Origin of the sequence: Thermophagus xiamenensis (assembly GCF_900112795.1) — a bacterium.
Classification (GTDB): Bacteria; Bacteroidota; Bacteroidia; order Bacteroidales; family Marinilabiliaceae; genus Thermophagus; species Thermophagus xiamenensis.
The window spans coordinates 1-12,056 of sequence record NZ_FONA01000016.1 but is presented as its reverse complement, the minus strand read 5'-3'; the positions used below and the strand labels follow the sequence as shown (position 1 = coordinate 12,056).

General features: G+C 39.7%; 12 protein-coding genes. All 12 read left to right on the top strand.

Annotated elements, in window-relative coordinates:
* The first annotated feature begins 26 nt into the window (after positions 1–26).
* The gene (locus BM130_RS10340; RefSeq protein ID WP_010527628.1) at positions 27–998 is read left to right on the top strand and encodes a hypothetical protein; all 972 of its coding nucleotides are present in this window, start codon (positions 27–29) and stop codon (positions 996–998) included.
* A gap of 73 nt (positions 999–1,071) precedes the next feature.
* Entirely contained in the window at positions 1,072–3,510 is a 2,439-nt protein-coding gene (locus BM130_RS10335) for an efflux RND transporter permease subunit (RefSeq protein ID WP_010527629.1), read from the top strand.
* Entirely contained in the window at positions 3,497–4,468 is a 972-nt protein-coding gene (locus BM130_RS10330) for a polyprenyl synthetase family protein (RefSeq protein WP_010527630.1), read from the top strand. The genes BM130_RS10335 and BM130_RS10330 overlap by 14 nt, the downstream gene beginning before the upstream one ends.
* A gap of 42 nt (positions 4,469–4,510) precedes the next feature.
* A complete protein-coding gene (gene atpD, locus BM130_RS10325; protein WP_010527631.1) occupies positions 4,511–6,025 on the top strand; it encodes a F0F1 ATP synthase subunit beta in 1,515 nt (504 codons plus the stop codon).
* A gap of 9 nt (positions 6,026–6,034) precedes the next feature.
* Positions 6,035–6,310 carry a FoF1 ATP synthase subunit delta/epsilon gene (locus tag BM130_RS10320; RefSeq protein ID WP_010527632.1) on the top strand — a complete coding sequence of 92 codons (276 nt, stop codon included), beginning with the start codon at positions 6,035–6,037 and terminating at the stop codon, positions 6,308–6,310.
* Between the two features lie 376 nt (positions 6,311–6,686).
* Complete coding sequence (locus BM130_RS10315) at positions 6,687–7,274, top strand: DUF4890 domain-containing protein (RefSeq protein WP_010527633.1); 588 nt, start codon at positions 6,687–6,689, stop codon at positions 7,272–7,274.
* 33 nt (positions 7,275–7,307) lie between these two features.
* The gene (locus tag BM130_RS10310) at positions 7,308–7,877 is read left to right on the top strand and encodes an RNA polymerase sigma factor (protein WP_010527634.1); all 570 of its coding nucleotides are present in this window, start codon (positions 7,308–7,310) and stop codon (positions 7,875–7,877) included.
* Positions 7,874–8,221: a hypothetical protein gene (locus tag BM130_RS10305; protein ID WP_010527635.1), complete on the top strand. Its 348-nt coding sequence runs from the start codon at positions 7,874–7,876 to the stop codon at positions 8,219–8,221. Before BM130_RS10310 ends, BM130_RS10305 begins: the two co-directional genes overlap by 4 nt.
* A complete protein-coding gene (locus BM130_RS10300) occupies positions 8,211–8,708 on the top strand; it encodes a Spy/CpxP family protein refolding chaperone (protein ID WP_010527636.1) in 498 nt (165 codons plus the stop codon). Before BM130_RS10305 ends, BM130_RS10300 begins: the two co-directional genes overlap by 11 nt.
* Before the next feature lie 351 nt (positions 8,709–9,059).
* Complete coding sequence (locus BM130_RS10295) at positions 9,060–9,668, top strand: DUF4254 domain-containing protein (RefSeq protein ID WP_010527637.1); 609 nt, start codon at positions 9,060–9,062, stop codon at positions 9,666–9,668.
* A gap of 28 nt (positions 9,669–9,696) precedes the next feature.
* Entirely contained in the window at positions 9,697–10,776 is a 1,080-nt protein-coding gene (locus tag BM130_RS10290; RefSeq protein ID WP_010527638.1) for a glycosyltransferase family 9 protein, read from the top strand.
* Positions 10,773–11,870, top strand: coding sequence for a glycosyltransferase (locus BM130_RS10285; protein ID WP_010527639.1), 1,098 nt, complete (start codon positions 10,773–10,775; stop codon positions 11,868–11,870). The genes BM130_RS10290 and BM130_RS10285 overlap by 4 nt, the downstream gene beginning before the upstream one ends.
* The last annotated feature ends 186 nt before the right edge of the window (positions 11,871–12,056 follow it).

Here is a 12,056-nt window from a genome sequence, read left to right as displayed (position 1 = left end):
GTTTAGGTTTAAATTCCCTTAAATTGATGGTAAAGCATTATTTAATAGTATTAATTTTAATATGTTTCACGCTGCCGGACAGGTCACAAGCCCAGATATGGCCGTTTAGAAAGAAAAGCCAGGTTGAAAAAGCCACCAAAGACCTTGAAAAAAGAAAACAGGAAGCGGGTGAAGGAAATCAATTTAATCGACTTCAGCCTTTCGGACAATCAAGAGAGAACATGAGAGATGACTACATTTGGTCGGCAGCAACTGCGGCAACTTCGTATCCCCACGCAGGCAATATCAGTGTCACCACTCCTGCCCGCTATGGCATTAAACAAGGCCTTGAACTATCCACCATCCCCATTTTAAACTACTGGGCACCCAATATTTTTGTAAAAAATGAAATAAGCAGAGGCAAAATATGGGTATCCTCTCTGCATGGTGTTTATACATCCTGGCCGGGCTTAAAAATGGTTTATAATGAAAAAAACTTTTTGCTTGCCGACTCGGTATCCAATGTTCCGCGAGTGGTATCATTCCGAAATCAAATTATCATCAGCAAACCTTTCTTCAACAAATTGTCTTGTTACCCCCATCAGCCCAATTTAATATTATCGGCATCCCTGGCATTGGATTTTGGTATTCCCTTCGATGACGAAGAAATTTATCTTGAAGATAATCTCTTCAAAACGCCGCGGAGCATGTCGTATGCGGGTACCGGATGGTTCGGCACATTCTCGTTTAGGGCCGACTGGCACATTGTGACACAACTATATGGCCGGGGCGAAATAAGGCTTCTGACGGGTGATTTTCCATCCAACCTTACCTTTGAGCAACAATCTTCATTAGAATATTTTCCTGTTAATAACCTATCGGTATCGGCCGGTTATATTTTAGGGGTTGGTAATATAGGCCCCAACTCTCTAAAACTTCTGCCATTTTTGGATATTGCTTTTTACTTTGGGAAGAAACAAGACAGGCAACGCGGACTCTTTAAACAACAGATGTTTTAAAAGAGCCGTAAACTCCTGAAATTTTCCTAAATTCGCACCGTTTGTTTGAAATGTTGAGGTAACCGGTTGATTTATGTGGATTCGTACTGCCAGTTTTATTCTTCGAAATAGATTCCCTATTCTGATTGTTCTGACCATACTCACAGTATTTTTAGGGGTTCAATCACGGGAAATAGAGATGTCATATCAATATGCACCTTTGTTGCCGGAAGATGATCCGGCAAGCCTGGACTATCAGGATTTTATTAAAGAATTTGGCAATGAAGGAAATCTCATTGTACTTGGGATTCAGGACAGCACTTTTTTCGAGGTACAACATTTTAGTGCCTGGGAACAGCTTACCCAAAATTTAAAAAAGATAAATGGTATCACTTCAGTTTTTTCTGTGTCTGATGCCTTTACATTAAAAAAGAACCTACAAAAGAAAAAGTTTGAACTATCACCTGTTTTCCGGGAAATAAACAATCAATCCGTTCTTGACTCTCTTTACCAAACATTCGATGCGCTACCATTTTACAAATATTTAATTTACAACCCCGAGACGCATAGTTACTTAATGGCCATCACCTTAGACAGGGAAGTGCTGGAAAGCGAAGCCAGAGTGCCTCTAATAAATGAAATTAAAAAATGTGCAAACGCATATGCTCTTTCAACAGGCAATAAGGTCCATATTTCCGGTCTGCCGTATATACGTGTCGAAACGGCCGAAATGATAAAGAAAGAGCTTAATATGTTTATTTGGCTGGCCCTGGCTATCACGGCGGTTATCATATTTTTGTTTTTCAGGTCATTTAAAGTAGTAATATTTTCCATGCTTGTAGTTGGCATGGCCGTGATTTGGGCATTGGGAATTCAGGCATTGGCAGGATTCAAAATCACCATCCTTACCGGTATGATTCCCCCTCTGATAATAGTTATAGGCATTCCCAATTCGGTTTTTTTCTTAAACAAATTTCACTATGAATTTCGAAAGCACGGGAACAAAATAAAATCATTGCAACGTGTCATCCAGAAAATCGGCAATGCCACATTTTTAACCAACCTGACTACAGCCAGTGGTTTCGCCACCTTCGTTTTTACCAGCAGTAAACTCTTGATAGAATTTGGGATTATGGCTGCCATCAACATCATGGTAGTTTTTATACTCTCATTAACGCTTATTCCTATCATCTTTAGTTTTCTCTCCGATCCCCGCGAAAAGCATGTCCGCCATCTGAACAATCGGTTTTTTGAAGTAATTATCAATAAATTGGTTCATATTTCTCTCAATCATAAAAAGGTTGTTTACTCAGGTGCCTTAGGACTCATCATTTTTGGAGGATATGGCATTTCACAAATGAAAACTACCGGATACATGCTCGATGATATCCCGCACGACCATACACTATATAAAGACCTTGACTTTTTTGAGAAGCATTTTAGCGGTCTGATGCCTTTGGAAATAATGATTGATACACAAAAACCCAAAGGCGTAATGCAGCCGCAAAACTTACGGAAAATTGATGCATTGCAACAAAAGCTAACAGAGTTTCCGGAAATATCAAAAGGGTTATCTATAGCTGAAGTCGTTAAATTTGCCCGTCAGGCATTCTATAATGGGAACCCCGGTTTTTATTCGCTTCCCGGGTCAATGGAACATAAGTTCATCATGTCATATGTACCTCAAAGCAATACAACCATTCCGGGGGTAGTCAATTCCTTTGTGGACTCTACCGGACAAAAAACCAGAATCAGCTTCAGGATGGCAGATGTTGGCACCAACAAAATGGAAGTACTGAATAACAAAATTGGTGCAATAGTTGATTCAGTATTCACACCATCAAAATATGTCACCTCCCTCACCGGTTCAAGCGTAGTATTTTTTAAGGGAACCGAATACTTGGTTCGTAATCTTTTTATCAGCTTAGGATTGGCCATCCTGCTTATTGCCTCTTTTATGTCCTGGATGTTCCGCTCAAAAAGAATGGTACTGGTATCTTTGATTCCCAATTTGGTTCCGTTGATAACCACCGCCGCCTTAATGGGGGTATTTAATATACCGATAAAGCCTTCAACCATATTGGTATTTAGCATTGCTTTTGGAATTTCGGTAGATGATACAATACATTTTCTTTCCAAATACCGGCAGGAACTCGGGGAAACCAATTGGAGTATCCGGGCCGCAACAGTCCTGGCTTTGAAAGAAACCGGTCGAAGTATGATCTATACTTCCGTGATTCTTTTCTTTGGTTTTGGTATATTTACAGTATCAAGTTTTGGAGGAACAGTGGCATTAGGGGCCCTGGTAGCTTTGACCTTATTGGTGGCACTCTTTTCAAATCTCATATTATTGCCATCGCTGCTACTCGGATTAGAACGACTTATTACCAACCAGTCGTTTAAAGAACCTATGCTAACCATCTACGACGAAGATGAAGATATTGACATGGATGAGTTAAAGATTAAGAAACCGGTTGAAAATATTGATCCTAAAGAGCAAGAAATAAAAATGGAAGCTCATGTTGAAAATTGAAGAATATCGACAAATAATAGATGAGCAGATTCAAATGCTTGGTGGCATGAAAAGGCCGGAGGGTCTTTACGACCCTGTCAGATATATTCTTTCATTAGGCGGGAAGCGACTAAGACCTGTTCTATGTCTGGCTTCGGCCTCGCTATTTGGTGAGTACAGCGCTGCGCTCATGCCAGCCCTGGGCATCGAAGTCTTTCACAACTTCACACTTCTACATGATGACATCATGGACCAATCGGATGTCAGACGTAACCATCCCACCGTGCATAAAAAATGGGATAATAATACCGCCATACTATCCGGAGATGCCATGTTAATTAAAGCCTACGAGTTAATTAGCAAAAGCCCTGTGGGTGTCCTGCCGCAAGTGTTGGAAGTATTTAATAAAACTGCAATAGAAGTATGTGAAGGCCAACAATTTGATATGGAATTCGAAAAAACCAGCGATGTAACAGAAGAAGGATACCTCGATATGATCCGGCTGAAAACCGCCGTTTTAATAGGAGGAAGTATGAAAATTGGTGGCATTCTTGGTGGTGGCAGTCTTCGTGATTGTGCACTTTTATATAAGTTTGGTTTAGATATCGGCATGGCCTTCCAGCTTCAGGATGATTGGCTTGATGTTTTTGGCGACCAGGAAACATTTGGAAAGAAAATCGGCAGCGACATCCTAAATAACAAAAAAACATTCCTGTTAATTTCTGCATTAAATAGATTGGAAAAAGCCTCTAAAAAGGAACTTTTGCATTGGATAAACCGTAAAGAGTATGAAGCCCATGAAAAAATCAATGCCGTAACTCGCCTCTTTCAGGAAGCCGGTGTTTCTGAAGTATTAATCCAAAAAAGAGACGATTACTTTACACGGTCGCTGGAAAATCTGGGAAAAATAAATGGAGACCATGAAATGAAACAAGAAATAGAAAATTTCGTGCATAAATTGATGGCTCGTTCCAGATGATGATGGGTATCATTTATTACCGAAACTGAAAAAGATTTTGTCATGACTCAAATAAAAGGCACCATCACACAAGTAATCGGACCTGTTGTTGACGTTAGTTTTGATGTAAAAGACGAACATCTTCCCAAAATCAATGAAGCTCTTGAAATAAAAAGGGAAGACAACAGTGTCTTAATTCTCGAATGTGAGCAACATATCGGCGAACATACTATCCGCTGCATTGCAATGGATTCTACGGATGGACTAAAGCGCGGGATGGAAGTAATTGCTACGGGACACCCCATTAGCATGCCGGCCGGCGAAATTGTTAAAGGACGATTAATGAATGTAGTAGGCCGGCCCATTGACGGCCTGCCGGAGATAAAAACCGACCAAAGTAGTCCTATCCATAAACCTGCGCCGAAGTATGACACGCTATCCACCGAAACCGAAATTCTTTACACCGGCATTAAAGTAATTGATCTTATTGAACCTTATGCCAAAGGAGGAAAAATTGGTCTGTTTGGTGGTGCCGGAGTAGGGAAAACCGTACTTATTCAAGAACTTATCAATAACATTGCCAAAGGGTATAATGGCTTTTCTGTTTTTGGGGGCGTTGGTGAGCGCACGCGCGAAGGGAATGACCTTTTGCGGGAAATGGTGGAAGCCGGCATCGTAAATTATGGAGAAGAATTTAAAAAAAGCATGGAGGCGGGCCATTGGGATTTGGATAAAGTAGACCTGGATGCCTTAAAAAATTCACAGGTATCAATGGTTTTTGGTCAGATGAATGAACCGCCCGGGGCACGTGCCCGAGTAGCTTTGTCGGCCTTAACCATTGCCGAAACATTCCGTGACAGTGGAGCAAAAGAAGGAGGAAAAAATGACATTCTCCTTTTCATCGACAACATATTTCGTTTCACCCAGGCCGGGTCCGAAGTGTCTGCACTTTTAGGAAGAATGCCTTCGGCAGTAGGTTATCAACCCACACTTTCATCGGAAATGGGTGCCCTTCAGGAAAGAATCACCTCTACCAATACGGGATCCATAACTTCGGTACAGGCAGTATATGTGCCGGCCGACGACCTTACCGATCCCGCGCCTGCTACCACGTTTACCCACTTAGACGCCACAACCGTTCTTAGCCGTAAAATTGCCGAGCTGGGTATTTATCCTGCCGTAGATCCTCTGGATTCAACGTCTCGAATTCTGACACCTGAAATTGTTGGGGAAGAACACTATAATACGGCACAGAGAGTTAAAGCAATACTTCAAAAGTATAAAGAATTACAGGATATCATCGCCATTCTTGGAATGGAGGAATTGTCGGAAGAAGATAAATTAATTGTTTCACGAGCCAGAAGGGTGCAAAGATTTCTGTCCCAACCATTCCATGTGGCTGAACAATTCACAGGCATTAAAGGTGAATTTGTTTCTATTGAAGATACCATTAAAGGTTTTAACATGATTATGGATGGTGAAACCGACAAATACCCTGAAGCGGCCTTTAACCTGGTTGGTACCATCGAACAGGCCATTGAAAAAGGTGAAAGGTTGTTGAAAGAAGCAAGACAATAATATTTAGCTATGGATGACCTCTATCTCGAAATAATCACACCTGAAAAAATTTTATATGACGGTCCTGTAGGACTAGTAGAGGTTCCGGGGGCCAAAGGCCGGTTTGTATTGTTGCGCGACCATGCCCCCGTAATTTCGACCTTGGTTAGAGGAAAGGTAAGAGTTATTGGGAAAGATGGATACGATCACCTCTTTTCGTGCAAGGAAGGGGTTATTGAATGTCATAATAACCACGCTGTAATTCTTATGAATGAGCTACCGGATGAAAATAAGGCCGATTTGTAAACAAACACTTTTATTCGTATATAAGTTTATCTATCCTATTAGCCGAATGGAACTTAAATTTAGTAATTAGTGGTTAGTCGTTAATTAATCAACACTAGTCACTAATGACTGTTGACTAATGACTATTGACTTCTTCTGCCTTCTGCCTGTGCACTTCCATTAATTTAGTTTCTCCGATATCTCACCTAAACTTAAAATTATACCAAAAAAGCGAATATTCTTAGCTCACCAAACCACCCGGTAAATCAACAAAATATATCCCCAAAAACTACTGTGGTGAAAAAAGTTGCAATTTGAGCGCAGGGAAATTGTTTTTTCGTCGATACTTATTACAGAGAACATCAATTAGTATTGTTTAATTTAAAATATTTGAAAGATGAAACAAGCAATTTCCAAACTCAAGAAACACTCGGGGTCTAATAGCGCCCGGCTCATTTTATCATCGAAAACTATTCGAATCAGAAGATTGACACTCTTTTTGGCTTTTATCTTTATTGGTTTTACTACCTTAACGGCTCAAAGACCTCGCAAGGGTGGTGAAATGGACAAAGAAAAACCAACCACCGAAGAGATGATTCAAAAAAGAGTTGATTTAATGGCCGAAAAATTAAATTTAACTGAAAAACAAAGTGCCGAAATCAAAGATTTGATGCTAAAGCATCAACAAGAGATGCAAGCAGAGAATGAAGCCTTTAAAGAACAGTTGAAGGCTCACCGGGAAAAGCTGAAAGAAAACCGAGAAGCTTTAAACCAAGGCATTAAATCAACTTTAACTGAAGAACAACTTAAAACTTATGAGGAATTTGAGAAAAAACTAAAAAATCGTAGTGGTCGAGGGGGAAACTCTAGATTTCACAGACGTCCCGGATATCGTCCGGAAAGATTTAATAGAAGGTTCCACCAACGTCCGCCAAGACAACCTCAGAGATTTCACAGACCCATTCCCGAAAATGTGGAAGAATAATATCCTGCCATAAACGCAAAAAGCTTTCTGTTTTTGAATGATGATTTACTCATAAAAGGTCTAAAAGAAAGGCGGGAACAGGCCTTTACCACTCTCCTGGCCAGATTTCGGCCGAGGGTGGTAAATACTTGCTTCGGATTTGTCCGCAATGAACAGGATGCCGAAGAGGTGGCTCAGGATGTTTTTTTGGAAGTATACCAAAGCATTGATAAATTTAACGGGCAGGTGCCAATTCATGTATGGCTTTATCGTTTATCTATGCAAAAAAGTATTGATTTTATACGAACAAAGACCCGTAAAAAAAGATGGTCAGGGTTTAAAAATTTTTTCATAGATAATGAAAATACCTGGCAGTTACCAACCGACTCGGATGCGTCCAGTAATATGGAACAAAAAGAATTATCGGAATTATTGGCAACTGTTATTTCACGATTGCCCGAACGTCAACAAAAAGCCTTTATCCTTTCACGTAACGAAGGGCTTTCCAATGCCGAAATCGGTACAATATTAAACACTTCCGAGTCGGCCGTTGAATCGCTTATTACAAGGGCAAATAAGAGGTTACGTGAATTACTTTATAACTATTATCACAATCGGTCATGAAGAAGAAAGAACAAGATTTATTTGTAGAAAGCTTAATGAATCAGTTAACTCATCCTCCCCATTATGGTGGATCTGCTGCTTTGGATGAAAAAATTATGACAGCAATTCAAAATCAAAACAGCTACACCTTTTCCCCTTATTTACGTCAATTGGTAGGATGGGCGGCAATGGTAATGTTCGTCATCAATATCTCACTATTCTTTTACAAAGATCCTGCTAACAGCTATATCGATGATCAAGAGATAGAGCAGATACTGGAAAATTATCAGCTCACCTCTGCATCCGATTGGCAAAACTATTTTTCTGTAGATGAACTCGAAACCACTATTACAAATGAAGAATAAAGATAGATACATATTAGTTGCCGTTGTTGTTCTCATTGTTTTAAACATCTTCTCGTGGGGATTGTTATGGACTCAAGACAGACCTCAAAATGAGAGACCTTTGGCCAAAAAGGAAACAACCTTTTCCAGACCGGGCAATTTTCTGATAAAAAGATTGGGTTTTTCTGAAACCCAAATTCAGGAATTCGAAAAAATGCAAAAACAGCATTTTACCCGATTGCGCAAATTTGATCAACAATATAAGCTTCTCAGAGATGAATATATTTCTCTCATCATTAGCCCCGACTTTGAATCACAAAAAGCAGATTCCATCTTCAGGGAAATGACCCTAATCAACGGAATGATTCAAAAAGCCAACTGGAATCATTTTCTGGACATTTACCAACTTTGCGACGAAAACCAAAAAAAAGAATTCAGAAAATTATTCACTATGAAAAATAAACGGCACAATAAAGATCGATATTCACCCGTGCCCAGGAATAGGTAAAAACTTCCCATTGAGGTGCTATATGGCACACAACCCTTTGTAGTCATACTCGTTACATTCGTATAGATTTTATTTACTTCATTGATATATTGTTTCTTAAAAGTAGTCATTAGTGGTTAGTCGTTAGTTATTTAACACTAACCCACTGTTGACTAATGACTAATGACTAATCACTTCTTTTGCCTGTTCATTTCTGTCTCTATATTGTTAAACCCTGTTTGCCGGTCATTTATTTTTCCTTCCACTTTTACTGTTAATTGTCCATACTTTCCCTATTTTTGTAAACAATTAACCGGGAAGCAATATTTTACAGCCTATATAGGGATTCTGCTTTCCTAAAAATTATCAGTTATGACAATTAGCTCCATTTGCAACAAGATTTTTAACGAAACAACAGAGCACTACCATGAATTCGATGATGTAGATGCTATCCCTCAAAATCCATATAAAGAAGGATCTATTGAATATCTGCTCTTCAAAAAAAACTGGATCGATGCTGTGCAATGGCACCTTGAAGATATCATCCGTGATCCGGAAATTCGGCCGGAAGAAGCATTAAAAATCAAACGGCGTATCGACCGGTCGAATCAAGACCGTACCGATTTAGTGGAATTGATTGATGACTTTTTCTTAGAAAAATATAAAGATATCACGGTCGCGCCCGACGCTACCATCAACACCGAAAGTCCGGCATGGGCCATCGATCGCCTCTCAATCCTGGCGCTTAAAATATATCATATGCAACAGGAAGTTGAACGTACCGATGCCACAGCCGAACATCTCCAGAAATGCCGGATGAAATTATCGGTACTCCTTCAACAAAGAGAAGATCTTAGTCTGGCCATCGACCAGTTAATTGCCGACATAGAAATGGGTAAAAAGTACATGAAAACCTACAAACAAATGAAAATGTACAACGATCCGTCGCTGAACCCCGTACTGTACAAACAAAAAAAGTAATCGCTTACCTTGTTTAATACCATAGCCTGTGACTCAATCAAAAAGAATTCTTGTTTTCAGGTTCAGCGCCCTGGGCGACGTAGCAATGACAATTCCTGTTCTGTGGTCATTTTCGAAACAATATTCCGAATATGAAATTTTGTTTGTCTCGCGCCCATTTGCCGGAAACCTGGTAAAACCTTTGCCCAATATTCAATTTTTCCCGGTCGATTTGAATGGTCGCCATAAAGGTTTACGTGGCCTTTTTCGACTCTTCAGGGAGTTAAATAAAAATGGCCCCTTCGACGCGGTGATTGATCTTCATAGCGTACTCAGAACTCACGTTTTAACCACTCTTTTCAGGTTGTCAGGTATCAAAACGGTTAAAATAGACAAAGGCCGCAACGAAAAGAAAGCCTTAACCCGGAAACACAACAAGGTATTTGATCCTCTCCCCGGAACTTTTGCCAGATATCAAAACACCTTTCAGAGGGCCGGATTATCTTTTGATCTGATTCCTTTCCCCGGGAAAGAAATTTTTGGAGTAACGCAACCAATGGGTAAAGATGCATCTGATAAAAAGGCCGAACCATTGGTTTCTCCGCCTTTACCCCATAATGGCGGAATTTTCATTGGCATAGCTCCATTTGCCCGTCATAAATGGAAAATGTGGCCAACCGATAAAATGCAGCAGCTTATTCAAAAATTAGACGATGGAAACAACAGCTTAATATTGTTTGGTGGAAGAGGAGAAGAGCAGAAAACACTGGAAAAATGGGCTTCGCAATTAAAAAAAGGATGTACTTTTGCAGGCAGATTAAATCTGGAGGAGGAGTTACAATTAATGGCTAAGCTCGATGTGATGATTTCCATGGATTCGGCCAACATGCATCTGGCCAGCCTGGTTGGAACCAGAGTTGTTAGTATTTGGGGTGCCACCCATCCATATGCCGGATTTTATGGTTACGGACAATCGCCCGAAGATGCTGTACAAATTGACTTGGAATGCCGGCCCTGTTCGGTTTTTGGGAATAAACCCTGTCACCGTAAAGATTTTGCTTGCATGATGCGCATCACCCCCGAAATGGTTTTAAATAAAATACAAAACAAAAATGTTTTGCCCGGATGAACATTGTTTTTATCAACTCAATTGGAAAAAACAAATGGGGGGGAGGAGAAAAATGGATGATTATGGCCGCCTCCGGGCTTATCTCTTTAGGTCATAATGTAGTGGCTATTTGCCGAAAAAAATCCCGATTGGCACAAAAGGCCAAACAACAACAGATTCATGTAAAAGAAATTGACAACAATTCTGACCTGGATTTTATTGCCTGCATAAAGTTTTGCCGCTTCTTTAAATCATTTAATCCCGATGTTATTATTGGATGCCAAAACAAAGACTGGAGAGTGGCTTCGTTGGCTCTTAAAATTATCGGTTCCGAAGCTAAAGTTTATGCCCGCCAAGGATTGCAACAGTTAAAAAATAAATGGTGGTATAAATGGTCGGTAAAAACGTTTTGCCACGGAATAATTACAAATACATACAGTATTAAGGAAGTTTATGATTCTTTTCTTCCGGTAGAACCTGATTTTGTGAAGGTCGTTTATAACGGAGTAGAAGAAATCCCGCAAAACATAGAACCATTCGATTATTCCCGATACTTACCGGCCAACGAAAAAAATCCCCTGATAATATTGACTACAGGGCGACTGGCCAAACAAAAAGGCTTTAAATATCTTATAGACGCGGCGGCTCAAATAATAAAAAAACATTCCAACGCCTATTTCTTCCTGGCCGGTCAAGGAAAATTGGAAAAAAAACTTAAGCGGCAAATCAATCAATTAGGTATCAGCAAAAATTTTATCTTACTAGGATTTTTTGATAACATCCATCCCCTGTTGGAAGGTGCCGATGTTTTTGTTTTTTCATCCCTCTATGAAGGGATGCCCAATGCAGTGCTTGAAGCTATGGCGCATGGATTGGTTGTAGTGTCAACAAATGTCAATGGCATTTCGGAAATTATCCATCCGGGCGTGAATGGTTACACGGTAAATCCTGAAAATACGCAAGAACTTTTCTTGGCTTTAGAAAACGTCATAAATAAAAGAAAGGATATTTTTCAGATTGGTCAAAAAGCCAAACAATTTGTATCACAAAGTTTTCCCATTCAGGGAATGGTAAAAAAGCTTGATGAACTGTTGTGTGATGATTTTCTTCGATAATTTATTATTTTTGACTTATGAATTTTTTTCAGCAAATAAGTTCATTAAAACACAAGAATAATAAATTATTATACTATTTAAAGGGTTTATTTAGGGAAATTCCGAAATACTCTATTTCTTTGACGGAAAAGCTATTATCACTATCTTTGAGCAAACAAAAAACCCCGAAATTAGGCACATTTGCCT

Bases quoted from the DNA above. Each gene is read 5' to 3' on its own strand.
- BM130_RS10340 (WP_010527628.1), top strand. From the start codon at position 27: ATGGTAAAGCATTATTTAATAGTATTAATTTTAATATGTTTCACGCTG.
- BM130_RS10335 (WP_010527629.1), top strand. From the start codon at position 1,072: ATGTGGATTCGTACTGCCAGTTTTATTCTTCGAAATAGATTCCCTATT.
- BM130_RS10330 (WP_010527630.1), top strand. From the start codon at position 3,497: ATGTTGAAAATTGAAGAATATCGACAAATAATAGATGAGCAGATTCAA.
- atpD (WP_010527631.1), top strand. From the start codon at position 4,511: ATGACTCAAATAAAAGGCACCATCACACAAGTAATCGGACCTGTTGTT.
- BM130_RS10320 (WP_010527632.1), top strand. From the start codon at position 6,035: ATGGATGACCTCTATCTCGAAATAATCACACCTGAAAAAATTTTATAT.
- BM130_RS10315 (WP_010527633.1), top strand. From the start codon at position 6,687: ATGAAACAAGCAATTTCCAAACTCAAGAAACACTCGGGGTCTAATAGC.
- BM130_RS10305 (WP_010527635.1), top strand. From the start codon at position 7,874: ATGAAGAAGAAAGAACAAGATTTATTTGTAGAAAGCTTAATGAATCAG.
- BM130_RS10300 (WP_010527636.1), top strand. From the start codon at position 8,211: ATGAAGAATAAAGATAGATACATATTAGTTGCCGTTGTTGTTCTCATT.
- BM130_RS10295 (WP_010527637.1), top strand. From the start codon at position 9,060: ATGACAATTAGCTCCATTTGCAACAAGATTTTTAACGAAACAACAGAG.
- BM130_RS10285 (WP_010527639.1), top strand. From the start codon at position 10,773: ATGAACATTGTTTTTATCAACTCAATTGGAAAAAACAAATGGGGGGGA.